21 protein-coding genes are annotated in these 24,589 nt (G+C 66.3%); 4 read left to right on the top strand and 17 right to left on the bottom strand.

What is annotated here, in order from left to right; all coding sequences use genetic code 11:
* Positions 1–72 precede the first annotated feature (72 nt).
* Complete coding sequence (locus tag EO141_RS02670) at positions 73–2,724, bottom strand: TonB-dependent receptor (protein ID WP_127168475.1); 2,652 nt, start codon at positions 2,722–2,724, stop codon at positions 73–75.
* Between the two features lie 79 nt (positions 2,725–2,803).
* On the bottom strand, positions 2,804–4,282 hold the full coding sequence (locus tag EO141_RS02665; RefSeq protein ID WP_127168474.1) for a hypothetical protein: 1,479 nt from the start codon (positions 4,280–4,282) through the stop codon (positions 2,804–2,806).
* A 189-nt stretch (positions 4,283–4,471) separates the two neighbouring features.
* Between EO141_RS02665 and EO141_RS02660 the strand changes: the two genes are divergently transcribed.
* Positions 4,472–5,332: a 2OG-Fe(II) oxygenase gene (locus tag EO141_RS02660; RefSeq protein ID WP_127168473.1), complete on the top strand. Its 861-nt coding sequence runs from the start codon at positions 4,472–4,474 to the stop codon at positions 5,330–5,332.
* A gap of 728 nt (positions 5,333–6,060) precedes the next feature.
* On the opposite strand, the gene EO141_RS02655 is transcribed toward EO141_RS02660, so the two are convergent.
* Together EO141_RS02655 and EO141_RS02650 are read right to left on the bottom strand one after the other, a co-directional pair.
* Positions 6,061–6,477, bottom strand: a complete 417-nt coding sequence (locus EO141_RS02655) for a VanZ family protein (protein WP_127168472.1) — start codon at positions 6,475–6,477, stop codon at positions 6,061–6,063.
* Positions 6,465–7,718 carry an SAM-dependent methyltransferase gene (locus tag EO141_RS02650; RefSeq protein ID WP_180496884.1) on the bottom strand — a complete coding sequence of 418 codons (1,254 nt, stop codon included), beginning with the start codon at positions 7,716–7,718 and terminating at the stop codon, positions 6,465–6,467. The genes EO141_RS02655 and EO141_RS02650 overlap by 13 nt, the downstream gene beginning before the upstream one ends.
* Here EO141_RS02650 and EO141_RS02645 point away from each other — a divergent pair.
* The gene (locus EO141_RS02645; protein WP_127168471.1) at positions 7,717–8,454 is read left to right on the top strand and encodes a pteridine reductase; all 738 of its coding nucleotides are present in this window, start codon (positions 7,717–7,719) and stop codon (positions 8,452–8,454) included. The two genes, EO141_RS02650 and EO141_RS02645, sit on opposite strands and share 2 nt — an antisense overlap.
* A 12-nt stretch (positions 8,455–8,466) precedes the next feature.
* Here EO141_RS02645 and folK read toward each other — a convergent pair whose 3' ends face one another.
* From folK to EO141_RS02620, 5 genes are all read right to left on the bottom strand, one after another.
* Positions 8,467–8,979, bottom strand: coding sequence for a 2-amino-4-hydroxy-6-hydroxymethyldihydropteridine diphosphokinase (gene folK, locus EO141_RS02640; protein WP_127168470.1), 513 nt, complete (start codon positions 8,977–8,979; stop codon positions 8,467–8,469).
* Positions 8,980–9,071: 92 nt separating this feature from the next.
* Positions 9,072–10,574, bottom strand: coding sequence for a hybrid sensor histidine kinase/response regulator (locus EO141_RS02635; RefSeq protein WP_119129579.1), 1,503 nt, complete (start codon positions 10,572–10,574; stop codon positions 9,072–9,074).
* 3 nt (positions 10,575–10,577) lie between these two features.
* On the bottom strand, positions 10,578–11,018 hold the full coding sequence (locus EO141_RS02630; protein WP_104583792.1) for a response regulator: 441 nt from the start codon (positions 11,016–11,018) through the stop codon (positions 10,578–10,580).
* Positions 11,015–12,826 carry an ATP-binding protein gene (locus EO141_RS02625; protein WP_104649206.1) on the bottom strand — a complete coding sequence of 604 codons (1,812 nt, stop codon included), beginning with the start codon at positions 12,824–12,826 and terminating at the stop codon, positions 11,015–11,017. The genes EO141_RS02630 and EO141_RS02625 overlap by 4 nt, the downstream gene beginning before the upstream one ends.
* 285 nt (positions 12,827–13,111) lie before the next feature.
* Complete coding sequence (locus EO141_RS02620) at positions 13,112–13,483, bottom strand: BON domain-containing protein (RefSeq protein ID WP_164739034.1); 372 nt, start codon at positions 13,481–13,483, stop codon at positions 13,112–13,114.
* Between the two features lie 151 nt (positions 13,484–13,634).
* On the opposite strand from EO141_RS02620, the gene EO141_RS02615 reads away from it, so the two are divergent.
* The gene (locus tag EO141_RS02615; protein ID WP_127168469.1) at positions 13,635–14,702 is read left to right on the top strand and encodes an oxidoreductase; all 1,068 of its coding nucleotides are present in this window, start codon (positions 13,635–13,637) and stop codon (positions 14,700–14,702) included.
* Between the two features lie 204 nt (positions 14,703–14,906).
* Here EO141_RS02615 and gnd read toward each other — a convergent pair whose 3' ends face one another.
* From gnd to EO141_RS02575, 8 genes are all read right to left on the bottom strand, one after another.
* The gene (gnd, locus tag EO141_RS02610; RefSeq protein ID WP_104649208.1) at positions 14,907–15,848 is read right to left on the bottom strand and encodes a phosphogluconate dehydrogenase (NAD(+)-dependent, decarboxylating); all 942 of its coding nucleotides are present in this window, start codon (positions 15,846–15,848) and stop codon (positions 14,907–14,909) included.
* A gap of 20 nt (positions 15,849–15,868) precedes the next feature.
* A complete protein-coding gene (locus EO141_RS02605) occupies positions 15,869–17,239 on the bottom strand; it encodes a hypothetical protein (protein ID WP_241236613.1) in 1,371 nt (456 codons plus the stop codon).
* 141 nt (positions 17,240–17,380) lie between these two features.
* Positions 17,381–17,761 (bottom strand): glycine zipper 2TM domain-containing protein, encoded by a 381-nt coding sequence (locus EO141_RS02600; RefSeq protein ID WP_104583789.1) that lies wholly within the window; start codon positions 17,759–17,761, stop codon positions 17,381–17,383.
* Positions 17,762–17,882: 121 nt separating this feature from the next.
* Positions 17,883–18,683 (bottom strand): DUF2242 domain-containing protein, encoded by an 801-nt coding sequence (locus tag EO141_RS02595; protein WP_164739033.1) that lies wholly within the window; start codon positions 18,681–18,683, stop codon positions 17,883–17,885.
* A 74-nt stretch (positions 18,684–18,757) separates the two neighbouring features.
* Positions 18,758–19,822 carry a DNA methyltransferase gene (locus EO141_RS02590; protein ID WP_127168467.1) on the bottom strand — a complete coding sequence of 355 codons (1,065 nt, stop codon included), beginning with the start codon at positions 19,820–19,822 and terminating at the stop codon, positions 18,758–18,760.
* Positions 19,815–20,915: a hypothetical protein gene (locus EO141_RS02585; protein WP_127168466.1), complete on the bottom strand. Its 1,101-nt coding sequence runs from the start codon at positions 20,913–20,915 to the stop codon at positions 19,815–19,817. The genes EO141_RS02590 and EO141_RS02585 overlap by 8 nt, the downstream gene beginning before the upstream one ends.
* Positions 20,916–20,937: 22 nt before the next feature.
* The gene (locus EO141_RS02580; RefSeq protein ID WP_127168465.1) at positions 20,938–22,341 is read right to left on the bottom strand and encodes a nicotinate phosphoribosyltransferase; all 1,404 of its coding nucleotides are present in this window, start codon (positions 22,339–22,341) and stop codon (positions 20,938–20,940) included.
* A gap of 125 nt (positions 22,342–22,466) precedes the next feature.
* The gene (locus EO141_RS02575) at positions 22,467–23,522 is read right to left on the bottom strand and encodes a bifunctional nicotinamide-nucleotide adenylyltransferase/Nudix hydroxylase (RefSeq protein ID WP_127168464.1); all 1,056 of its coding nucleotides are present in this window, start codon (positions 23,520–23,522) and stop codon (positions 22,467–22,469) included.
* Between the two features lie 163 nt (positions 23,523–23,685).
* Between EO141_RS02575 and EO141_RS02570 the strand changes: the two genes are divergently transcribed.
* Positions 23,686–24,552, top strand: a complete 867-nt coding sequence (locus EO141_RS02570) for an endonuclease/exonuclease/phosphatase family protein (protein WP_127168463.1) — start codon at positions 23,686–23,688, stop codon at positions 24,550–24,552.
* Positions 24,553–24,589 lie beyond the last annotated feature (37 nt).

Here is a 24,589-nt window from a genome sequence, read left to right as displayed (position 1 = left end):
CACACCCGCAGACGAAAACGCCCGCCATGCGAGGCAGGGCGGGCGTTTGCGGTACCGGTGGCAGGCGCCGGATCAGAAGCGCGCTGTCACACTCAGGTCATATGTCACGCCGGGTTGGTACTCGTACAGGTCTACCCGGTTGCTGCCCAGGCTCTGGTACTCCTGGTAGCGGGTCTTGAGCAGGTTGCGTGCGGCGAAGTTCAGCGACAGCGTATTGCCCGACCATACCAGGCCCTTCTTGATCACCAGATCCAGCGAGGTGCCCGGCTTGTCGATGTAATCCGGTTGCCCGGGGCGACCACGCGCGGACACCCGCTCGCCGACATAGTTGGCGATCAAGGTGGCCTGGCTGTGGGTGCTTTCGCTTTCCACGCCGATCTGCAGGTTGGCGATGTCGTCGGACTGCCCCTGCAGGGCCGAGCCATCACGGATGAACAAGGTCGCCTGCACCGGCGCAGTGAAGCCGAACGGCTGCACGGTGTCGCCATCGCTGGCACTCACTTCCGACGTGGTGCGCGTGTAGTTGCCGGACAGGAACACCCGGTTGTCACCCCACCAGTCGGCCGCGATCGGCAAGTCCAGATACTTCTTGGCTTCCAGCTCAATGCCGTACAAGGTGGCTTCTGGCGCGTTGATGAAGCTCTGCACGATGCCGCCGCCCGGTGCATCGTTGACGATGGCCTCGATCGGCTTGTCGATGCTCTTGTAGAACGCGCCGACGGTGAAATACTCACCCGGCTCGAAGAACCACTCGTAACGCGCATCCAGGTTGACCAGCTCGCTATCGACCAGGAACGGGTTGCCGAAGAACTGGCGGTCGATATCCGGGTCCAGGTACTGCTGCGGCGCCATTTCGCGGAACTGCGGGCGGGCGATGGTCTTGGACGCACCAAAGCGCAGCTGCTGGTTCTCGGCAAAATTCCAGGTCACCGTGGCCGATGGCAGCGCGTAGCTGTTCTCCAGCGGTGCCACGCTGTCCTGGCGCACGCCGGTGAAGATGTCGTACGGATGCACCGCCTGCGTGGCGTCCTCATAACGCACGCCGACGGTGGCCCGCAGCGTCGGCACGATCTCGCCTTCGGCCTGCAGATACGCCGCCTTGACCTTCAAGGTCGCATCGTACGCGGCCGCACCAAAGCTGCCGGTGGTCTCGCGCAGGCGCAGCAGATCGTTGCTGAGGTTGTAATCGGAGATCAGGTAATCCACACGCTGGAACTGGTTGTAGAACGGCAACGGGCCGTCCAGTGCCAGGAAGCGGAATTCACGGCTCCATGCGCTGCGGTCGTTGTCCAGATAGGCCAGACCGCCCTTGAGAGTGACATCGCGCTCGATCGGCAAACGCCAGGTCACATCCACCCCGCCGCTGGCCACGGTGTCGTCGACCTTGCTGAAGCGGGTGTAGTTCTGCACGCGCGAGGCATCGTGCGCCCAGTAGCCATTCAGCAGCTCGTAGCGAATGCCGGTTTCGTACGGCACATCGCGGCTGGCGTTGGCCACCGCTGCGCGCCATTCAATCTTCAAGTCGTCGTACTCGCCGAACGCGTGCGTGCCGCGCAGCTGGTTGTTGATCAGCTGGCGCTCGTACCACTCGGTGTTGTCGTCGCGCACATCGAAACCGGCCAGTTCGTCGCGGCCGGCGCGGCTGCGCGCGACCTTCAACGCATCGTGCACATACAAGGTGGTCCAGCCGATGGTGTGGCTGCCGTACTCCCAGCCCAGGCCCAGCATGCCGTTGGTGCGCACGTTGTTGCGAGTGGTGGCGAAGTCGTAGTTGGAATTGAACTCGACCGTATCGCCGACAAAGATGCCGTCCTGCTGCTTGCCGGTGCGCGTGCGCCACTCGTTGTCGTAGCTGGCCACCGCGATGACGCCCAGCTTGGCCTCGCCCACGTCCATGCTGTAACCGGCGCTGCCGCCGACATTGACGTCCGGGGCGATGCTGTCCTTTTCCTGCAGCACGTACAGGTTGGCGTTGTTCAAGCTACGGCCGATGCTACGGATGTCCTCGCGCGAAAAACTGCCCAGGTCCACGCGCCGGCCGCTCTGGATCGCATCGCGCAACGCGGCAGGCTGCTTGCGCGTGCCGTCGTCATAGCCCCACTCGTCATCGCCGGAGCCGTAGTAGGTCAGGCCTTTTTCGCCGGTGCTGACACTGTTGACGCCGCCGCCCACGGTCAGCGACAGGAACGGCTTGTCCGGCACCGCCATCGATTGCAGATCGATCACGCCGCCGCCGAATTCACCCGGATAATCGGCCGAATAGGTTTTCTGCACGGTCACGCTGTCCAGCACATCGCTGGGAAACAGGTCCAGCGGCACCACCCGCTGCATCGGCTCGGGGCTGGGCAACGGCGAACCATTGAACAACGCCGAGGAATAACGCTCGCCCAGGCCGCGCACATACACATACTTGCCGCGCGACAGGCTCAGGCCGGTGACACGCGTCAGCGCCACCGCCGCGCTGCTGTCGCCGGTGCGCTCCATGTCCTCGCGGGTGACGAACGAGGCCACCTCCGAGGTCTGCAGCATCGGTTCGGGAATGTATTCGCCACGCACCACGACCTGGTCGAGTTGCTTGGGCGCACTGGTGGCGCTGCTGGTGCCGCTGCTGGAGCCGGCATCGGTGCTGGTCGACTGCGCCAGCGCAGCGCCGGAAAACAGCAAGGTGGAAATGGAAAGAGACAGGCCCGTCCGCGAGAGACGGGCGACAGCGGAGGTTCGCATCGTGGGAGCCCTGGCAACTGAAAGATGAAGCTGGACGCATCACAAGGCAGCCGCGTGGGCTGCCTGGCGATGCTGTGCCTCAGCAGGGACGATCGGCGGTCAGGCCGCAGGTCCAGCCCTGCCACCAGGTGTCGTTGGCATCGCGCACGCCACCGATGTAGTTCACCTGCTGGAAGAAGCTGCTCACCCCGTTCAAGCCCTGGAAGGCCGGCACGGCGCTTTCGTTGGCGCCATTGACGAAGGTGTTCTGCAACGTGGATACGCCATTGGCGACATTATTGGTGCCGGCCGCGAACTGGGTGGCCGCACGCGCATCGCTGCCGAAGGCGGTCGGGCAGGCGAAGAACACCGAGTTGAAGGTCCCGAGCGTGTCGGCATCGGCCAGGTTGAAGCACACCAGGCCATCACCGGTGCCACCGGCCGGACGCGTGACGACCGAGTTGTAGAACGCGGCCTGCGTGCCCTGGTTGAGCATGATTGCCGCACCGGCACGCGCATTGCCCACGTAGGTGAAGTTGGCCACCTTCGGACGCGAATACGGCTGGCGACGCAGGCTGCTCCACTCGTTCATGCGGTCGCCACCGCCGGCGCGCTGCACCACGATGCCGAACTGCAGGGCGCCGCTCCAGCCGGCGTCGGTATCCAGCGAATCGTCGTCGGCGCCGGTGATCACGATGTGGCTGCCATTGACGGTGCCACCGAACCATTCGATCCCGTCGTCGGAGCTATTGTGGATCTGCACATGATCCAGGCGCGTGCCGCTGCCCACGCCGGCCAGGGTGATGCCCTGCAGCTCGTTGTTGGGCGAAATTTCGAAGCCCGAATACATCACCCGCAGGTAGCGCAGGGAACCGCTGTTGTCGGTGGCGCTGTTACCGCCGTAGAAGGCGTTGGTGCCTTCCACCTGCGCCTGGCATTCCGGCGTGCCGGAGACCGTGGTGCCCGGGCAGTTGTTGATGGCCGCGCGGCCCAGCACCACGATGCCGCCCCACAAGCCGATGGTGTTGGCGCTGACCTGGCCCTCCAGGGCCTGGCGTGCAGTGAACACGATCGGGGCAGTGGCGCTGCCTTCGGCAAAGATCTGCGAACCGCGGTTGACCACGATGTAGTCGCTACCGGCCGAACCGAACAGGGTCACGCCCGGTTCAATGGTCAGGATGCCCTGCGTGCTGCCGGCGGCCGGAGCGATGGCATTGCCGCCGCGGTCGGTGCCCACGTTGACGCGTCCGCTGATCGAATACGCCGTGCCCGCACGTGCCGGCACCACCAGATTGCCGTTGATGGTGTCCGGCAGCTGGCAGGCGCGCAGCGTGTTGTTGGCGATGGTGCCGACATTGGAAAAACCGGTCGGGCAATCGGCGGCCGGGCCGGTCGGAGCCGGAGCCGGCGTCGGTGCCGGCGTGGGCGCCGGAGTCGGTGCGGGAGCCGGCGTCGGTGCCGGCGGAAATGCGCCCTCGCCGGGCGAGGCGACACGATCGGCACCACCACCGCAGGCCGACAACGCCAGCGCGGTACCAAACGTCATGAGAAGTGTCTTGCTGCTATTGCGAACGGACATGCGGCTGATCTCCAGGTCAAAAAAGGTCCGGTATGAAGAGGAGTCGTCAAGAATTGGCTGCGTTCCGCCCACTGCAGTGGCGAGCACGTTCTAGATCCCCGTCACTTTTATAGGGGGTGTCTGTGTCATTTGTCTTACCACGACACAATTGACATATGCCTGCCACACAGTGACATGCACTGTAGCGGGATGACCTCGACCACCATCCCCGCCGCCCTGGGCGACTGGATCATTGCGCAGGCAATGGCCGGCCAGCCGCCCGAACAGGCGCTACAGCCGCTCCTGGATCAAGGCTGGAACGAACAGGACGCCATCGACGCAGTCGAAGCCCTGCTGCGTAGCCACATCCAGCAACACGCGCAGACACATGGCCTGCCGGTGCCGGTACGCGTGCCGGCGCTGCTGCAGGACAACGATGCCTCGCTGCTGGACCTGGGCGATCGCCAGGTACGCGTGCTGGTCAGCCTGTTGCTGCCGCGCGTGGTGGTGCTGGGCGATTTTCTGTCCGATGCCGAATGCGATGCATTGATTGCGCTGGCGCAGCCACGCCTGGTGCGTTCGCGCACCGTGGACAACGACAACGGCGCGCAGATCGTGCATGCCGCGCGCACCAGCCACAGCATGTGCCTGCAGCTGGGGCAGGACGCGCTGTGCCAACGCATCGAAGCACGCATCGCACGCCTGCTCGACTGGCCGGTCGACCACGGCGAAGGACTGCAGGTCTTGCGCTATGCCACCGGCGCCGAATATCAGCCGCACTACGATTACTTCGACCCTGCTGCCGCAGGCACACCGGTGTTGCTGCAGGCCGGCGGTCAGCGCGTCGCATCGTTGGTGATGTATCTCAACACGCCGGAACGCGGCGGCGCCACGCGCTTTCCCGATGCGCATCTGGACGTGGCCGCCGTCAAGGGCAACGCAGTGTTCTTCAGCTACGACCGCCCGCATCCGATGACACGCAGCCTGCACGCCGGCGCGCCGGTACTGGCCGGCGAAAAGTGGGTCGCGACCAAGTGGCTGCGCGAGCGTGCAGTCCGCCTGCCCGGCTGAGAGCGGCGGTCATACGCGGACGTAATCGCCCGGTCGTCGACGATCGTGATGCAACCGGATTATCCCCATGCAGATCCACTCAGATACACGACGTACAAAGCAGCCGAGATCTGCAACGGCATGGTTCTTCAGTCGCGATCGGATGTTTGAATCAAAAGCACGGTAAGTCGAGGGCGCGGCGCCCTCACCACTTGCGGGACACGCCGTGAACCCGTCCCTGGGGGCTCGGTGGCGGCATCCATGCCGCCACACGGTCCCGCAACCGGCGAGGACGCCGCACCAGACAGTTAGTCGGCTGCTTTCTTGAAAGCGTGTTACTGGGCTTGCGGTGAGCAGACAAGACGCTTGCAGGTTGCGTGTTGGAAGCCTGTCTGCCGCTCGGCCTGCGCGAGGAACTGATCGGACGCAACGTGATTCAAACAAGGCACGCCATGCCCTGCTTGTAACTGCGCATACCGACCATCTCCACAGGTCCTTGCCCGCTCACCGTCGCGGGACCTTACGCGGCATGGATGCCGCGTAAGAGCCTACATGGACGTACTTGCGGCGTGTCCTGCGATGGTGGGCGGGCAAGGGCCCTGCAGAAAAACCGCACATCACCCGCTCCACAGCTGATCTATCCGCAGAGCCGTCGATCGGCCACTCCTCCTTGCAGCGTGTCCCGCGATGCTGGGCGGGCAAAGATCCTTCAAAAAAAAAAACGACAGATCAACCGCTCCACACGAGACCTATCTGCGCCGCCCGAACATGCGCTTGTCCATCCGTAGCATCACCCACCGCAGCGGCGTCCACGCCAGGCACAAGCCGGCGAGGATGCCCAGCGTATCGGCCAGCGCATCATAAGGATCCGCGCTGCGGTTGGTGGTCAGTGCCCCTTGCGCGATCTCGATGCCGATCCCCAGCAGCACCAGTCCGAATGCCGCAGACAACAGCGCGCGCCGGGTGGCGAACAGCTGCACCGCCCCCCAGCACAACAACGCGAACGTCAAGAAGTGCTCGCCCTTGTCGCTGTTGGACGGCAGTTCCGGAAATTCCGGCGGCGGCCCCATGCACACTGCAATCACCACCAGGATTGCGGCAATCCACAGGCCTACCCACAACTGTGGTCGATGGAACGGCCGCAGCGCCGGGCTTACAACCGCCATGTGAGATCGCCCGCCAGAAATGCCGGCGCAAAGTCGACATCGCGCGCAAACCCCATCACCTGGAAGCGCTCGCCCATTTCGCTGGGCAAGGTCAGCCGCTTGATCTGCTCGCGCAAGCGCATGCGCCCTACCTCATCGGTGCGCGTATCGGCCTGTGCCAGCAACGCATCCAGGCCGTTGCCGAGCAGGAAGCTGGCTTGCGTGCAGTAGCCGGCCAACTCGAAACCGGCCCCGGTGCCGGCCTCGGCCAACGCGGTGAAGTCCACCGACGCGGTCAGATCCTGCAGGCCCGGCCAGCGATACAGATCCTCATGCATGCGATGGCGATAGAACGCGCGCAAGGTGCCGTCTTCGCGCTGCGCACGATAGAACTCGCCACGCGGGTAACCGTAGTCGACGAACAGCATCGCGCCGCGCTTCAACCCGCCGGCCACGGCCTGGATCCAGTACGGCAACTGCGGCAGCAACTCGGAGCGATAGCCATCGGCGAAGGGCTGCTCCAGATAGCGTTCCAGGTGCCGTACCGCCGCGCCCAGCAATGCGTCGGCCGGCTGCTCGCCGCGCGCGAACTGCTGCTGCGCATCCAGCACCACGGTTTCCTCATACACCTCGCCGTCGCGCAGCGTGAAGCGCGGCGTGGGCAATGCGTCGATCACCTCGTTGGCGAACAGCACCCCATCCCAGTCGTCCGGGAACGGACCGTCCAGCCATTCGACCAGGTCGAACACCGGCGGGATCAGGCTGCGTCCCAGCCGCTCGCGCTGACGCTCGCGCAGGTCGGCGCTTGGCTCCAGGATTGCGTAACGCTCCGGCAGCGCATCCAGCTCGAGCAGGCGCTTGAGCGTGACTTCGGCAAATGCGCCGCTGCCACCGCCCACTTCCAGCACGCGCGCCTGCGGCCCGAGCTGCTGCAGCACCGGCGCCAGCGCACCGGACACGGTGGCCGCGAACAAGGGTCCCAGCTCCGGCGCGGTGACGAAATCGCCGGCCTCGCCGAACTTGCTGGAGCCGGCGCTGTAATAGCCCAAGCCCGGCGCATACAACGCCAGCTCCATGAAACGCGAAAACGGAATCGCACCACCGGCGGCGGCAATCTCGGCGCGCAGATGCGCGGCCAGCTGCTCGCTGTGCGCCAGGGCGTCCGGATCGGGAATAGGAAGGTCGGCGTGCATGCGGGCACCGGTTGCGGGGACAATGCACAGGATAGCCGAGCCCTTTGCAACGCCGAGCGAGTACGCCATGACAGACAGTTCCAAGGTGGTGTTGATCACCGGTGCAGCACGCCGTATTGGCGCGCAGATCGCCACCACGCTGCATGCGGCCGGCTACCGCGTCGCCCTGCATGCGCACCGCTCCGGCGAGGCGCTCGGCGCGCGTGTAGCGGAGCTTTGCGCGCAGCGCGCCGGCAGTGCGCAGGCCCTGCACGCCGACCTGCGCTTGCCGGAGGCGCCGGCGCAGCTGGTTGCCGACTGCATCGCCGCGTTCGGCCGCCTGGATGGCGTGGTCAACAATGCCTCCGCGTTCTATCCCACCGCGCTCGGCGCAGCGACGGCGGCGCAATGGGACGAGTTGTTCGCCGTCAATGCACGCGCGCCGTTCTTCATCGCCCAGGCGGCCGCCGCGCAGCTGCGCCAGCACCGCGGCGCCATCGTCAACCTCACCGACCTGCATGCGCAGCAGCCGATGCGCAACCATCCGCTGTATGGCGCCTCCAAGAGCGCGCTGGAGATGCTCACCCGCTCGCTCGCGCTGGAGCTGGCCCCGGAGGTGCGCGTCAACGCGGTCGCGCCCGGTGCGATCCTGTGGCCGGAGCAAGGCAAGTCTGCAGACGCCAGGAAGGCGCTGCTGGCGCGCACGCCGCTGGCGCGCATCGGCACGCCCGAGGAAATCGCCGAGGCGGTGCGCTGGCTGCTGGACGATGCCGGCTTCGTTACCGGCCACACCCTGCATGTGGATGGCGGCCGCCAGCTCAGTTGAGCTGCAACGACGCTAGCGCGCCACATCCAGCGCCGGGGCCGCGTCCAGCGCCACCGTCGTGAACGCGACGCCGTGCTGCGGATGCGCCTGCCACAGCGCGGCCAGGGTCTGCCCGCTCAGCGGGTCGATGAAGTCCGGCGCGATATCGGCCAGCGGCTTCAACACGAAGGCATGCTTGAGCTCGGGCCGCGGGATGCGCAGATGTCCGGGGCCTTGGACGATGCAATCGCCGAAGAACACGACGTCCACATCCAGGGTGCGGTCGCTGAAACGCGGGCCGCTGCGATCGCGGCCGTGCGCATCTTCCAGCGCATGCAGCCACTGGTCCAGCGCCTGCAGGTCCATGTCCGTGTCCAGCGCCACGGCGTTGTTGACGAAGTCCGGCCCGTCGAAGCCCACCGCCGGCGTGCGATACGCCGGGGAGATGGCAAGTGGGCCGAAGCGCGCGCGCAAGGCGTCGACGGCCAGGCGCAGGTAGTGGGTCGGCTGGACATTGCTGCCGAGGCTGAGAAGCACGGTGGTCATGCGTTATTCGCGCATGCAGCCCGCATCAGCGTCAACTGTTGCCATCGTGCCGCATGCGCCCATGCCCGCCCGCAACGCGCCAAACCCTGGCCTCAGGCCACTTCGAGCGCGTGCGCCACAGCGCGGAACACCCGGCGCATCTCCAGCGGTTTGCGCAGCACATGCACCGGGATATCCGGCGGAAAGTACGAACGTTGCAGCGGCGCGCCGACATCTTCGAGCACGATCGCCGGGCCGTGATAGCCCAGCTCCTGCATGCTCAGCAATACGCTCACCGCCGACAGCTGGATGATGTCGCTGTCGATGATCACCAGGTCCGGCATCGCGTGCTGCTGCACCAGCTGCAGCGCCGCTGCGCCATCGCTGGCCAGCTGCGGTTGGTAGCCCTGGCTGGACAAGGCATTGCCCAGCAGCGACAGGCGCGTGGCCTCGCCATCCACCAGCAGCACGCGCTGCCCATGCCCCAACGCCAGCGGCGGCTCGGTGTCGGCAACCGTCACCGCGGCCGCACGCATCGGCACGATCATGTCAAAACGCGTGCCCTCGCCCAGGCGGCTGTCGACCACGATGCTGCCGCCGTAGCTTTCCACGATGCGCTTGCAGGAAATCAGCCCCAGGCCGGTGCCATCGGCCTTGGTGGTGAAGAAGGGACTGAACAGGCGCGCGCGGGTGTCATCGCTCATGCCCACGCCGGTATCGGCCACGCTCATGCGTACCCGCGTGCCATCGTGGCGATCGGCCGACAGGGTCAACATGCCGCCACCGGGCATCGCCTGGATCGCGTTCAGGCCCAGGTTGAGCAGGCACTGCTGCAACTCGGTGTAGTTGGCCTCGATGGTCAGATCCAGCGGGATCGTGTCCATCTGCAGGCGCACGCCGTCGGGCAGGCTGCTCTTGAGCAACATCTGCACCGCCTGGAACAGGCTGGCGATCGACACCTGCTCGCGCGGCTTGTTGGAGCCACGCACGAACGAGAGCATCGACTCGGCCATCTCATGCCCGCGCCGGCCGCATTCGGCCACCACGTTGGCCAGCTGGCGCAGCTGCGGATCGTCGGTGCGTCCGGCCAGCAGGTCGGGCACGATCAGCAACGGCTGCAGGATATTGCGCAGGTCGTGGCTCAAGCCGGCCGCCAGCATCGCCAGGCTTTCCAGCCGCTGCGCGCGCATCAGCTCGCTTTCCACGCGCTGGCGCTCCAGGTCGGCGCGCGCCTCGCGGATCGCACGGATCACCGCGCTCGGCAGGCGGGTCGGGTTGTGCTTGATGATGTAGTCGTTGGCGCCATCCTGCAGCGCCTTGACCGCAGTTTCCTCGCCCATGGTGCCGGAGACGAAAATGAAGGGCGTGGCGCCGTTCTGGCGCACCAGGCGCAGTGCCTGATGGCCGGAAAAACCGGGCATACTCAGGTCCGACAGCACGATGTCCGGCTGGAATGCATCCAGCGCAGCGCGCAGCGACGGCTCGCTGTCCACGCGCTCGAATGCCGCATCCAGCCCGGCATCGAGCAGCTGGTCGGACAACAGCTCGGCGTCTTCCGGTGAATCTTCCACCAGAAGGATCTTCAGCTGCTCCAGTTTGCCCCCCTCATGCAGCATGGGTCAGTCCAGCTCCGGTGCCTGATTGATGACCGCCCAGAAGGTGCCGAGCGTCTTGACTGCGTTGAAGAACTGATCCACGTCCACCGGCTTGACCACGTAGGCATTGACGCCCAGGTCCCAGCTGCGGGCCAGGTCGCTCTCTTCGCGCGAGGATGACAGGATCACCACCGGCAGGCGCTTGAGCGTCTCCTCGCTGCGGATCTGCTTGAGCACTTCCAGCCCGTCCAGGCGCGGCATCTTGATGTCCAGCAGCAACACGGCCGGCAGGCCTTCCTCGCGATCGGCGAAGATGCCCCGGCGCAGCAGGTAGTCCATGGTTTCCACGCCGTCCTCGACGTGCACGATGGGATTGGCCAGGCGGGCTTCGCGCAAGGCATCGACGGCCATTTCCGCATCGGCCGGGCTGTCTTCTGCCAGAAGAATGGTACGGATGGCGGTCATACAGTGAACTCTTGGTTGGGCGCTTCAAGCGCAGGGGGAAGCACGAAATAGAACGTGGCGCCTTCATCGACCGCGCCCTCGGCCCAGATCCGGCCGCCGTGACGCGTCAGCACGCGCCGCACGCTGGCCAGGCCGATGCCGGTGCCGGCGTATTCGCTGGCCTTGTGCAGGCGCTGGAACACACCGAACAACTTGGCGCTGTATTCCATGTCGAAGCCGGCGCCGTTGTCGCGCACGCTGAACTGATGGCCGCCGTCGGCCATCGGCGTGTAGGTGACCTCGATCCTGGCCACCGTGCGCTTGGCGCTGTATTTCACCGCGTTGCCAAGCAGGTTCATCCACAGCTGGCGCATCATGTTTTCGTCGGCCACCAGCACCGGCAACGGCGCGATGTGCCAGTCCACCCGGTGGCCGGTGTTCTCGCTCTGCACGTTGGAATCCAGGATCGCGCGCGTTTCCGACACCAGCGACTGCATGTCCACCGCCTGCAGCCGCAGCGCGCTGCGGCCCAGGCGCGAGTACACCAGCAGATCGTCGATCAACGAGGCCATGCGCCGCGCCGAGCTGCTGATCACTTCCATGTAGTGACGCGATTTCTCGTCCGCCGCATCGCCCAGATGGCGCGCCAGCTTGTCGGAGAATCCAGCCACATGGCGCAGCGGCGCGCGCAGATCGTGCGAGACCGAATAGCTGAAGGCTTCCAGCTCGCGGTTGACCTCCGACACCTGCTCCACCTTGCCTTCCATCTGCCGGTTGAGCTCCTGGATGCGCAGCTGCGAGGCCTTCTGCAGGCTGATGTCGCTGACCGTCATCAGTACCACGTCTTCGTCGCTGGTGTCCGGCAGCGGCATGCGCCGCGCGTTGATCAGCATGGTGCGCAGCACGCCATCGGCAGCGCGCTGCTCGTGTTCGTAATCCCACAACTCGCGGCCGCGCAGCAGCACGTCGGCCAGCCGTTGATGGATCTGCGCATCGCGCCACACGCCCTCGCCCACGTCATCCAGCGCCATCGATTCGTTGCCGCGCTCCTCCAGCCCGTACAGCTCGGCAAACGCCGGGTTGTGCAGCAGGATGCGCTGACTGGAATCCAGCAGCACGATCGGCTCGCGCACGGTCTGCAACACCGACGACGCGCGGCCGTTGGCGCGCAGGTATTCCTGCTCGGCCGCCAGGCGGCGACGGATCTGCCGCTGCAGCAACCAGGTCACCGTGCCCAGCAGCAGCAACTGCACCACCAGCGTGGCCCAGCTCAACACCGCGTAATGCGCCCGCTCGGTCTCGGCACGCACGTTGCGCAACTCCAGCAGCTTGCCCTCGGCCTCCTGCAACTCGTCGATCAGCACGCGGATCGGGTTGTTCAGGGTCATGTCGTTGATCAGTGCGCGGATCTGCTCCGGGTCGGTGGTCACCGCAACCCGCTCGGCCAGCAACAGGCGCCGCTCGATGGTGCTTTGGATGCGCCCCATCCGCACCTGTTGCGCGGGGTTGTCCTTGGTCAGCACGATCAACCGCTGCACGGCGTCCATTGACTCGCGCCGGCCGCGCCGCATGCGCTCCAGCAGGGCCGGGCGCTGCACGCCGTGCGAGCGCATCAAGGCCGCCGATTCGGTGTCGCGCATCGCCGCTTCCAGACGCTGGGCAGTCTCCTGCACGTCCTGGCTATGCGAGACCCACACTGCGGCCTGGTTGGCGTTGTGCGCCATCTGCTGCAGCAGCAACGACGGCACCACCACAATCAGGAACACGGCAACCGCCAGTAACGGCAGGCGCCAGCGATCCCATTTGTCTGCTTGGACCGTTGTCTGCATTGCTAGGTCTGTGTCCGCTCGCTGCCAGGGCCCCGAAGGCAAGTCGGTATTGTGTCCGATCAGGCCAGAGATGAGATTAACGATTCAGCCTGGTCGCTCCGATGGCGACATAGCTGAATGGGCATATGATAAGTGCAGTAAACGTGAAAATGGCGCGAGCGCCCCGCCGCCCGTCGGCCTGCCTGCGTCGGGCGCAGACAACAAAAAGGCGCACTCCTGGGAGTGCGCCTCGTGCTCGGATCAGCCGCCTCGCCTCGGCTGGCCCGGCATTCGCTACCGCTGCACTTACATCTTTGCAGCGACCACCTTCAGACCGGTGGACTTGACGCTCTTGACGCCTTCGATGCCCTTGGCAACTGCCACGGCCTTGTCGTGCTCGGCCTTGGTCGCAACCGTGCCGGTCAGGGTGACGATGCCATTCTTGGTCTCGACCTTGACGTCGGTGCCCGACACATTGTCGGTCGCCAGCAGGTCGGCCTTCACCTTGGTGGTGATCCAGGTGTCGGTGACCGGCTTCTTGGACTCGTTCATGCCTGCGGCATGGTCCTTGTGGTCGGCGTGTTCCTGCGGCGCGGCAAATGCCTGCGAGGCGCCCAGCGCCAGACCCAGCGACAGCGCCACGGCCAGCAGCTTACGTACCTGTGTGATGTTCTTCATCGGATAGTCCCTCCTGTTGAATGTGGCTGGAGTCTGCAGTGGCGCTCGTCGTGCACACGTGACTGCCGGATGCAGGGGTTGTGAACCCGGCGCACACGGGTGTGTGCAATACCATGCAGGCCTCTTCCGTCGTTGCGATGAACCGTTTTCAATGCCTAAACCGTTCAATCTGGCCGTCGTCGGCTATGGCTATGTCGGCCGCACCTTCCATGCCCCGCTGATCGCCAGCACTCCGGGCCTGACACTGCACAGCGTGGTGTCGTCCAAGCCGCAGCAGGCACAGGCCGACTTTCCCGAGGTCGCCGTGCTTGCCGATCTGGATACGGCACTGGCCGATCCCGCGCTGGATGCGGTGGTGCTGGCCACTCCCAACCAGACCCATGCGCCGTTCGCGTTGCAGGCCCTGGCAGCCGGCAAGCATGTGCTGGTCGACAAGCCCTTCGCGCTGGACGCCGCGCAGGCGCGCGCGCTGGTGGCTGCTGCCGCAGCGGCCGGACGCATCGTCAGCGTGTTCCAGAACCGGCGCTGGGATGCGGACTTCCTGACCGTGCGCCGGCTGATCGACGAAGGCCAGTTGGGCGAGGTGGTGGAATTCCATTCGCACTTCGACCGCTTCCGGCCGCAGGTGCGCGACCGCTGGCGCGAGAGCGACATCCCCGGCGCCGGTCTCTGGTACGACCTGGGGCCGCATCTGCTCGATCAGGCGCTGCAGTTGTTCGGTACGCCACAGGCGATCGGTGCGGATCTGCAGCGCCAACGCAACCAGGCGCGCAGCGACGACTACTTCCACGTCACCCTGCGGTATCCGCGGCTGCGCGTGATCCTGCATGCCGGCTCGCTGGTGGCCGACAGTGGCCTGCGCTTTGCCGTGCACGGCACCCGTGGCAGCTATCTCAAGCACGGGCTGGACACGCAGGAAGACCAGCTACGCGCCGGACGCCGCCCCGGAACCGCCGGTTGGGGCGTGGACCCACTCCCGGGCACGCTGACCCGCGTGGACGACGAAGGCCGCGTGCACACCCATCAACCCGACACCACGCCGGGCGACTACCGGCAGTGCTACGCCGCCTTCCGCGATGCCCTGGCAGGCACCGGCCCGGCGCCAGTCAGCGGCGCCGACGCGGTGCAGGTGATGGAGCTGCTGGAGCTGGCGCAACGCAGCGCCGCCTCGGGCCAGGTGCAATGGCTGGAAGACGCGAGCGCGGCTTCGCGCGGCTGATGCACGGCCGGGCGCCGGTGCAGGCGCCCAGCCGATATTCGGCATCGGCAATGGCGCGCCCGCGTCCTGCGGTGCCAAGTGCGGGCACCGCATCAATGCGCACTGCACTCAGTCAGCGGGCACGCCGGCAGTCGCCGGACACAGACGCGATGGAACAGACCTGCACTGCGCGCCATGCAGGCGCGCAGGCGTCGGCGCGATCGCTCAGACGTCCTTGCTGCCGATCGTCGGCGCGGCTTCCGTGGTGGTCTTGACCGCATGACCACCGAACTGGTTGCGCATTGCGGCCAGCAGCTTGTCGGTGAACGAATCCTTGTCGCGCGAGCGCAGGCGCTCCATCAGCGACAAGGTGATGATCGGCGCCGACACTTCCAGGTCGATCGCCTCGGCCACTGTCCAGCGGCCTTCGCCCGAATCGGCCACGAACGGTGCAATCCCGGCCATGGTCGGATTGTGCGCCAGCGCATCGGCGGTGAGATCCAGCAACCACGAACGCACCACGCTGCCGTCGCGCCAGATCTCGGCGACCTGGTGCAGGTCCAGCGCAAAGTCGGTCTTGTGCTGCATCAGCGCGAAGCCCTCGGCATAGGCCTGCATCATTCCGTACTCGATGCCGTTGTGGACCATCTTGGTGAAGTGGCCCGCACCGCTCGGACCGACCCGGCCCCAGCCCTTGTCCGCGGCCGGCGCCAGCGTGGCCAGCACCGGATGCAGCGTGGTCACCGCCGCTTCGTCGCCGCCCACCATCAGGCTATAGCCTTCCTGCAGGCCCCAGACGCCGCCACTGGTGCCGCAGTCGACAAAGGCGATACCGCTGGCCTGCAACAACGCGGCGCGGCGTTGCGAATCCTTGTAGTACGAATTGCCGCCGTCGATGACGATGTCGCCAGGCTGCAACAGCGGCAGCAACTGCGCCAGAGTGTCGTCGACGATCTTGCCCGCCGGCACCATCAACCACACCACGCGCGGGCTCGGCAGCGCGGACACCAGCGCGGCCAGCGCATCAGCGGTGACAATGCCCTTGGCCTGCGCACTGCGACGCGCGCTTTCGCCCGGATCGTAGCCATGCACGCGGTGTCCGCCGTGCACCAGGCGCTCGGCCATGTTGGCGCCCATGCGGCCCAAACCCACCATACCCAGTTCCATAATCGCTCCTCATGATCTGATCAGTGCAGGGTGCCACGCCCGGCGTACGCCGGCGTGGCGGAATTCTCAATGGATTGTTCCGCGGCGGTGCCGGCGCCGCACTGCTGCAGCTGCCAGTCGATCCAGCGCCAGTACAGGGTGCTGCGCAGGTTGTGCAAGGTCAGGTCGATGGCATACGGCGTGCGCGGGTTGCGATCGAGCAGGCGCGCCACGTGGTACCCGATCGGCTTGATGCCCTTGGGATGCACGTACACCAGAAAGCCCTGGTAGAACGGGTCATCCAACAGGCCTTGCAGCGTTTGCAGGCGTACCTGCTGCTGCGGGTCGAGCGTGGCACGCAGCGCGGCATCGCGCTCGTACAGCAGCCGCTCGAAGCGCCGCTTGCCCGGCCCGCGCAGCTCCCTGGCCAGCTCCCAGATCTGCCGGTTGCGCGCGTCGTAATGCGCAAAGCCGCCGTGCTGGGCCAGCGCCTGCGCGGCTGCGTCGCTCACATCCACCACCACGAAGTTCTCGGCCTGGTTGTGGATGTCGTCCAGGGACGACTTGTCGAACACATGCGCAATGAACCCCGGCGCGCCGACAAACGCCTGGCGCCCCAGCTGCGCGGTCCTGACCGCCTTGCCGTCGGCGAAGAAGTCGCCGGCATGCGCACCCAGCAGGATGCTGTCGGTGTCGTGCAGGGTCAGAAAGGTGCCGATCGACAACTCGCCGGCGCTGAACACCTGATCGAATCCCGCATCGCCATACAGTTCGCGCTGCGTGGCCAATTGGGCCACCTGCCGTCCCACCCCGCATTCGGAGCGCACCTGCCCGTGGTAGAACGCATCCAGCGCCTGCGCATTGCTGCCGCGCGGTTGATAGCCCCGCCCGAAACTGCGAAAGCCGCTCCAGCCCTGCGATGCCGCGCCGCGCCAGCCGAAGCCGATCCAGCCCAGTTGCAGCGCCGAAAACCGGTAGCCCGGGTTGTCCTGCAGCCGTGTGGCGGCGCGCCGCGTGGCCGCACCGAGTTCGAACGCATACGCGCATTGGGTCGCCGTATCGTCCAGCAAGGCCACGAGCGTGGCAGCGCGTTGTTGCGCGTTCCAGCTGGCCGGCAGCGTCAGCTGCAGATCGCCGGCCGCGCGCGCCTGCGCCAGCGACGCGCGCGTGCATGGCTTGCCGCGCTGGATCACCGGCGCACTCACCGCAGCGTTGCCGATCTCCCAACCGAGCTGGCGCAACAGGATATCGACGCAGTCCACCGGGGCCTTGCGCGCGGCCTCGCTCGGCGTGGCCAAGGCGGACTGCAGCAGCTGCGCGGCGAGCAACGCGGCAGCGCACAGGCGCACGCCAAGGCGACCACGCCGTCCATGCGGTGCAGCCGCAGGTGCGGCTGCGAACGCAAGCCGCATGCGTCCTGCCTGCAATCGCTTGCGGGAGCTGCGGAAAACACTCATCTAGTTGCGGTGACGCGGATCGGCAGCAAGGCGCTGCACCCTCAGACGTAGAAAGCCCCGGCAGGACCGGGGCTCGAAGGATTCAATACATCATTCTCAGCGACGTTCGCAGACGCGCTCGACCTGACGATTGCCATTGGTCTGCTGGCGGTTGCCCTGGATGGTGCGGCCCGCTGCACCACCGGCGACCGCGCCAGCCACAGTGGCCAGCTTCTTGCCGTTGCCGCCGCCGACCTGATTGCCGAGCAGTCCGCCGATGGCAGCGCCGGCGACGGTGCCACCAATCCGATTGGGATCGGTCGAGTTCTTCTGCACTTCGACATTGCGGCAGCGCACGCGCGTTCCGTCACCGAACTTGCGGCCTTCATCTGCTTCGGTATAACGCTGCTGATGCGACCGCGTCTGCGCCTGCGCCAAGGTGCTCGTCGCCATCAACGCGATCAGGGACATACCCACGAGGGAATTGCGCATCTTCATCGTCTGTCTCCATCTCGCCCCTTCGGCGAGTCATGGTTCCACTTTCGCCAGTTGGTCGAGAACGCAACGTGAAGCGTGCGGCCAGCGATTCAGGCTTTGGCACAGAGCCTGAATCACGTCCTCACGGCTGTGTTGCCGGCTCGGTTTGCGGCACCTCGGCCGGCGTCGGTGGCGGGTCTTGCGCTTCCACCGGCAACGGTGCCACCGGCGGCTGCGCGACAGGGGGCTGAGCGACCGGCGCTGCAACCGGTGACGGCGCGGCAGCGGGCGTGTTGGTCGCCTCGCCCGCCTGAGTGGCCGCAGTCGCCGCAGGCATGGGGGCCGCCGGTGCCACTGGCATTGCATGCGCAGGCGATGGCGGCACCGCAGCTGCAGCCGCGGGCACCGCCTCGGTAACCTTGGGCAGATACGAATTCAGACGATCGAAGAACCGCTTGTAGAAGGCCGCGTCCTGCACCGTGGTGCTGGATACGCGCACCAGCGAATCGCCGCTGCTGCCCACCGGCAGCGACAGCGAGCCGAGCACGCCCACCCCGACGCTGGCCGAGGTCGAACTCTTCTTCAGCGCGTAACGGTCCTGCAATGCGCTGACGAACACCTGCGCCTTGCCGCCGTCCTGCGTGGCGCAGGAAATGCGCAGGTTGAGTTGTTCGCTCTGCTCGGCTTCCTTGAGCTGGAAGTTCTTGCTGCCCTCCACCGCGGCGGCATCGGCACGCGTCACCGCATAGCCCTGGCTCAACAACACCCGTCGCGCGGCCTCGCAGGCCTGCGGCGAGGTGGCTGCCACATTGCGCGAATAGGTGTCGTCGGAATTGAACGACTCGCGCATCAGCATCGTGTCGCCCTTGCTGCCGCCGCAGCCAGCCAGGGTTGCCAGCGCGCCAAGCAGGGCGCCGTGCGCAATCAGGGAAGAACGAGACATGGAGACATTCCGGCATCCAAAACCGGCACAGAGCATAGCCGCAACCCATGTGCGCGCGGCGTCGCCTGGCCGGCTCAGGGCAACGGCGGTTCATCCGCTGGCAGTTGCAGGTCCAGCTGCAGGCGGCTGCCGTCTGCACCGATGCGCTCGGCGCGCAGATAGTGGTGCGCACGCACCGCCGCCAGCGCGACCGGCGCCCGGCACGGCTCGCCCCACAGGCTCAGGACGAATCCCTGCGCCTGCAGCCACACGGTAAGGCGGTCCCAGAGCGGCTGCTCGGCCTGCAGGATCAGGTCCAGATCCGCCGGCCCCTCCGGCACCGACGCCGGCGACTCCAGCCAGCGCGCGTAGCTGCCGTGCACCTCCACCGGCAGGCCGTTTGCCCGCAACGCATGCAGCAGCTGCGCTGCCTGCTGCAGGTCCAGCCGCGCACGGCAGTGCTGGAAGATCAGTGCGTATTCGTGGCTGCGATTGCTCTGCGTGCCTGCAGGCGCCAGCGCTGCGCCCGGCCGCCGGTAGCACAGCACCCGCTCCTCGCGCAGGGTGAACAGGCTGGCAAGGATCCGCCCCAGATCCCAGGCCTGCGGGATCACCCGCCCGCCGACGACGACGTTCTCCACCATCGCCACACCGAACCCACCCGGTCGCAACCGCTTGCGCAGCGCATGCAATACCGCGCGCATGCCGGACAGATAGCCCGCGTAATCGGCACTGGCGTACAGCTGCCCGGGCAGCACCTCACCGTGCCAGCGGCAACCGAAATACGGCACGTTGGTCAGGCACAGGTCGATCGCCGCGGCGGGCGCGGTGTCGACCAGCGTGCCGACCACCACCGGCGCCTGCACGCCGTGCCGCTGCAGGCGCGTGCGTGCCAGTTGCGCGCCTGCGGCATCGATCTCCATGCCATGCGCGCCACGCCCTTCCAGCGTGGCCGCCAGCAGCGTGCTGCCGAATCCGCAGAACGGGTCGAACACCTGCGCGCCCGGCGCGCTGAAGTGCCGCACGAACGGGCGCATCTGGTTGACCCAGCCACAGTCGCGCCCGCCAAGTGGATCGGCTGCGCGCAACGCCTCGGGCAGTGCCCAGGACGGGTCATCCGGTGTGGGCGTCCACCAGCTGCGCTGATCGAGCTCATCCACCGGCCGGCTCCCACAGCACATCGGCATCCGGGTCCCAGCCCGCACACAGGCGGCCATTGGCGAAGAACACCAGCTTGTAGAGGTCGCCGGTGGCGTGGCGTGCGTGCATGGCCGCGTAGTCGGCGCTTTCGAACACCACTTCCAGGCCGTCCTCGCTGCGCATGCGCAGATTCCAGAAGTAATAACCCTCGGTCATGCCGTCGGCTTGCCAATGCGACCACCACGGCTGCTGCATGCAGTCCGCCAAGAGGCTTTCCATGCCGATGCGATGCTGCGCGATATAGCGCCAGGTGCCATTGCTGCGGTACGCATCGTCCAGACGCGACAACTCGCGGAAGATCACCTGCGTGGCGCCACAGCGACGCGCCCACGCGATGTACTGCGCCACGCCATCGGCACAGTCCACGCCGCCCCGCTGCACGATGCAGACCAGCCGCACCGGCAGACGCGCTGCGATGCGTTGCGCCGTCCGCGCGAAAATGGCCGCATCGGCAATGGGCTCGTCTGGACGAAAGCGCATGATCGCGTCGTTGCCGGCCTGCAGCGGGTGGTGACGCGACAGCTCGATCCACGACAGGCCGAAGTCGACCAGGGCATCGAGCAACTGCGCTCCTCGCGCGCGCGCCAGGCCGGCACCATTGCTGTACAGCACACGCTGCTCCACGCACGGGCCGTCGGGCGTCGTCGCCAGGGTCTGCAGCAAGTCCTGCAACCAGTCCGGGTCGTCGGTCATCTCCAGGCCGGACAAGGAATACGACAACGGCACCCCGTGCAGCAGCTGCAACGCAGCGCGCAACTGCGCAAAGTAGTCCGGCCCTGGCCGCAACATCGCTGCCGCCGGGCCACCACGGTGTTGACGCAGGTTTTCCGAACAGAAGCCGCAGCGCGCCGAACATGGCCGTACCGAGGCATACGGGGTCAAGGTGATCGGCAACGCTGCCCGATACGCGCGCTCGCCGATGCGCAATGCATGCCATCGGCTGCTCTCGTCCTGCTGCGGCACACGCCGCCGCAGGCTGGGCGCGGCCGCGCGCAACCCGGCCAACAGCGGCGATGCAGACAGCAACGAGTCTTCGTCGAGGGAGGCGTGCATGCCGCTATCCGCGCGGGGAACGTCAGCGGCGCGCGGCGTCGGCACGTGCGCGCACCTGCTCCAGGGTCCACTCCTGCTGCATGACGCCGTTCTCCCACACCGTCACCAGCGCATCTTCGCTGTCGGCATGCGCGTCGACTTCATCCAGCAACGCGCTGCGATAGCTGCCATCGGCACGGTCGCGCAGCAGGGTCAGCCGACCGCGCTTGCTCTGCTTGCCCTTGTCGGTGATCGGGTCCTTGTAGACATCGATCCATTGCCCGTCCACGCGCACGGCCGAGCACTTCAACGCGAACTTCTGGGTGTCGCGATCCACCTTCTGCAACAGCGCACCGCCCATGCCGAAGGCGACGTTGTCGGCGGCATAGCCTGCAGCAGTGATGCGTTCGAGAATCGCGCGCAGCGACTGCGGGTTGATGCCATCGCCCTGGATCACCCGCACATGGTTGAGCACCTTGTAGCCCTTGCCGTTGCGCTGATGGCCAAATGCCTCGTCCAGCAGCAGCAGGCATTGCTCGACCACATCCACCGGGTCGCCCGAATCCGGACGGATCACCACCGTCGCACCGGAGGCAATCACCTCCTCGCGCAAGGTGGTGCCCCAATGCTCGCGGATCGCGCGGTAGATGTCGTAGCTGTCCGATACCACCGCCACCAGCGAACCGGGGCGCGCGAACTGCGCCAGCATGTTGCGGTACGCATCGGCCTCGCGCTCGCGGCCCCAGCTGGTGATGGTGCTGTGCTCGGCAGCGGGAATCGAATAGCCGGCTACCGGCGTGTGGTAGTGCGCACGCGCCAGCAGCAACGCCGACAAGGTATCGGTGCCGAGGAAGTTCACCAGATGCGCGGCACCGCCCAGCGCGGCCGAACCAAGGCTGGACACCCCACGCGCGCCGAAGTCATGCAGCTTGAACGGCAACTGCCCTTCCGGATCGTCACTGGTGCGCTGCAGGTAATCGCGTACCACCTGCTTCACCTGCCAGCTCACCGTTGCCACCGTCACCGGGTACCACACGCGCAACAGCAGTGTTTCCAGATACGACGGAACCCAGAACGCCTTGGGATCGGTGGATTCGATCGTCATCAACACATTGTGCGTGGGCACGACCGCGCCTTCGGGCACGGCGCGGATGCGGATCGGTAGTTGCCCGCCGAGACGATCGACGATGTCGCGCCAGCCGGCTTCGTTGAACGGCTCGCCATGCGCGGCCAGCAAGGCCTTGGCATCGTCGATGTCGGCATGCGTCACCGGCCGGTTGATCGCCTCCTTCAGGATCGACTGCAGGCCGAAGAACACGGTCTGGTCGTAGACGCCACCGCGCGATTCGACATAGAAAAACGCCGCATCGGTGCCAGGTGGATACTGCAGCCAGTGGCTGGCCTTGTAGCTGTCGGTGTTGAGCAGCAGGTTATCGAGGTAATGCATGACGGAAGCTCCTTCGCGTCGGGTGAACCGGCGGTCTGTCCGCCGGCGGGAGGCTACGGTTCGAGCCGATCTTGGATTGCGCGCGGATGCCTTTGGTGGACGACGGCACGCGCCCGTTGTCGCTCTCAGCCGCGACCCAGAAAGAATTCGAGGATATGCAGGTGATCTTCGTACAGGCGCGGCCCCATCGCCATCACTTCCGCAAGCGGAATCCAGCGCGCCTTGTCGGCATCGTCGCCCCCGCGCACCGCAGGCAACTCGCCGGCCGGAAACTCGAAGTGGAAGGCATGGGTGATGGTGCGCCCGCGCAAGCTGCGCTCGGGGTGATCGAACACCTGGCGCCCACGCAACGACCCCTTGAGCACCGGCACCGGCACTTTCAGCCGGGTTTCCTCGCGCAGCTCGCGCAGGCAGCCGTCCAGCAGGCCTTCGTCCTGGCCGACGAAACCGCCCGGCAATGCCCACAGGCCCTTGCCCGGCTCGGCACGTCGACGCACCAGCAGCACGTGGCCCGAATGCACCACCACTGCATCAGTGGTGACGAAGGTCGGCGGATACGGGGCGTCCTTCCACGCGGCGCGATACTGCTCGATGAAGCGGTATTCGGCCACCAGCTGTGCGTAGCTCGGCGAATTGCGCCGGAACGCGTCCAGCATGTCGTACACCGGCGCCGGCACATTGCCACGCAGCATCAGCAGCCCACCGTGGAAGCCGATCTCGCCGGCCTCGAACAGGTAGCGGCGCAATTCGGTGGCCGACAGCGTGGCGGTATGTTGCACGTCTTCCAGCGGCCACTGCGGAAACTCGCGCAGGTAATAGCTGCTGGCGTCCTTGTCCATGCCGATCAGGCCGATGCGTGCATCGAGCGTGCCGCCATCGGCCTGCACGGCCTCGGCAACCTGCCGCTGCACCTCGGCAATCCACAGGCTTTCGTTGTACAGATGGTCGCGCAACGGGCGCAGGATCAGCCGCGAGCTTTCGCCCGGCAACGCGGACTCGATCATCACCGCGCGTTCGGCGACGGTCCACGGATTGCGAATGGTGCGGGGGGTGTCGGCAGAGCCGATCAACACGATGAGCTTGTTCGCCTTGCCCAGCGCATGGCGGGCGACGGCGGCGTGGCCGTTATGAAAGGGCTCGAAACGCCCGATAAACACGAGATAGTCGTACTGCGATGCCATGAGAATCCCTCACGGTTGGCTAGGCAGCCAGCGGTCTATCCGCTGGCTTGCTGCAAATGCTACGCCGATGCGCGATAACGTCAAGCCGGCGCGGTGTCGCAATGACATTTCGGTCATGCAGGCCGATTAGACTCGCCGATTGGTCCTTGAGGAATCCGCCTGCATGCCACGCTTGTCCTTTCGCGCTATCTCATATTCCTTGCTCGCCGCACTCGCGCTGCTGTGCATCGCCCTGCCTGCATTGGCCGCACCCGCGCCTGTGCCCTTGCGGGTGATGTCGTTCAACGTGCGCGTGCCGGTGGACAGCGACGGTGACAAGCGCTGGGCCGTGCGCCGCACGGCGATGGTGGCATCGATCGAACAAGCGCACCCGGACGTCTTCGGAATGCAGGAACTGGTGCAGGAGCAGGCGCAGTATCTGGCTGCACAGCTGCCTGATTACCGCTGGTTCGGCAAGGGCCGCGACGCCGACGGCAACGGCGAACACATGGGCGTGTTCTACGACAGCCGCACGTTGTCGGTGGTGGAATCGGGCGACTTCTGGCTATCGGAAACGCCGCAGGTGCCCGGCAGCCGCAGCTGGAATACCGACCTGCCACGCATGGTGACCTGGGCCTTGTTCGAGCGCCGCAGCGACAAGCGCCGCTTCTATCTGCTCAACACGCACTTCGCCCACCGCGACCAGGACGAGGCCGCCCGCGAGCACAGCGCGCGCGTCATCCTGTCGCGCATCGCGTCGCTGCCGGCCGACATCCCGGTGGTGCTGACCGGTGACTTCAACAGCGATCCTGACCAAGGCACCTACCGCATCCTCACCGCCACGCTTGGCGATGCACGTGCCCGCGTCTCGACGCCGCAAGGCCCGGAAAAAACCTTCCAGGACTTCACCACGCAACCGACCCGACGCATCGACTGGATCCTGTTCCGTGGCCTGACACCAACACGCTTTTCCACGCTGGATACCCGCCCAGGCGGTGTGTTGCCCTCCGACCACTACCCGGTGCTGGCCGAATTCGCCTGGCCGCATTGATCGTGCCGGCGAGGTGACGCTGTCACGATGCCGGCCC

Origin of the sequence: Xanthomonas sp. BRIP62415, assembly GCF_003993515.1 — a bacterium.
GTDB lineage: Bacteria > Pseudomonadota > Gammaproteobacteria > Xanthomonadales > Xanthomonadaceae > Xanthomonas > Xanthomonas euroxanthea.
Note: the sequence above shows the minus strand (reverse complement) of the source record. Positions and strands in the feature narration are given on the sequence as shown.

Coding starts and splice junctions, on each gene's coding strand:
- gnd (WP_104649208.1), bottom strand. CDS start 15,848: ATGGAACTGGGTATGGTGGGTTTGGGCCGCATGGGCGCCAACATGGCC.
- EO141_RS02660 (WP_127168473.1), top strand. CDS start 4,472: ATGACCTCGACCACCATCCCCGCCGCCCTGGGCGACTGGATCATTGCG.
- EO141_RS02620 (WP_164739034.1), bottom strand. CDS start 13,483: ATGAAGAACATCACACAGGTACGTAAGCTGCTGGCCGTGGCGCTGTCG.
- EO141_RS02650 (WP_180496884.1), bottom strand. CDS start 7,718: ATGGCGTACTCGCTCGGCGTTGCAAAGGGCTCGGCTATCCTGTGCATT.
- EO141_RS02670 (WP_127168475.1), bottom strand. CDS start 2,724: ATGCGAACCTCCGCTGTCGCCCGTCTCTCGCGGACGGGCCTGTCTCTT.
- EO141_RS02580 (WP_127168465.1), bottom strand. CDS start 22,341: ATGCATTACCTCGATAACCTGCTGCTCAACACCGACAGCTACAAGGCC.
- EO141_RS02600 (WP_104583789.1), bottom strand. CDS start 17,761: ATGAAGATGCGCAATTCCCTCGTGGGTATGTCCCTGATCGCGTTGATG.
- EO141_RS02570 (WP_127168463.1), top strand. CDS start 23,686: ATGCCACGCTTGTCCTTTCGCGCTATCTCATATTCCTTGCTCGCCGCA.
- EO141_RS02630 (WP_104583792.1), bottom strand. CDS start 11,018: ATGACCGCCATCCGTACCATTCTTCTGGCAGAAGACAGCCCGGCCGAT.
- EO141_RS02655 (WP_127168472.1), bottom strand. CDS start 6,477: ATGGCGGTTGTAAGCCCGGCGCTGCGGCCGTTCCATCGACCACAGTTG.
- EO141_RS02615 (WP_127168469.1), top strand. CDS start 13,635: ATGCCTAAACCGTTCAATCTGGCCGTCGTCGGCTATGGCTATGTCGGC.
- EO141_RS02605 (WP_241236613.1), bottom strand. CDS start 17,239: ATGCGGCTTGCGTTCGCAGCCGCACCTGCGGCTGCACCGCATGGACGG.
- EO141_RS02625 (WP_104649206.1), bottom strand. CDS start 12,826: ATGCAGACAACGGTCCAAGCAGACAAATGGGATCGCTGGCGCCTGCCG.
- EO141_RS02645 (WP_127168471.1), top strand. CDS start 7,717: ATGACAGACAGTTCCAAGGTGGTGTTGATCACCGGTGCAGCACGCCGT.
- EO141_RS02575 (WP_127168464.1), bottom strand. CDS start 23,522: ATGGCATCGCAGTACGACTATCTCGTGTTTATCGGGCGTTTCGAGCCC.
- EO141_RS02635 (WP_119129579.1), bottom strand. CDS start 10,574: ATGCTGCATGAGGGGGGCAAACTGGAGCAGCTGAAGATCCTTCTGGTG.
- EO141_RS02585 (WP_127168466.1), bottom strand. CDS start 20,915: ATGCACGCCTCCCTCGACGAAGACTCGTTGCTGTCTGCATCGCCGCTG.
- EO141_RS02665 (WP_127168474.1), bottom strand. CDS start 4,282: ATGTCCGTTCGCAATAGCAGCAAGACACTTCTCATGACGTTTGGTACC.
- EO141_RS02595 (WP_164739033.1), bottom strand. CDS start 18,683: ATGTCTCGTTCTTCCCTGATTGCGCACGGCGCCCTGCTTGGCGCGCTG.
- folK (WP_127168470.1), bottom strand. CDS start 8,979: ATGACCACCGTGCTTCTCAGCCTCGGCAGCAATGTCCAGCCGACCCAC.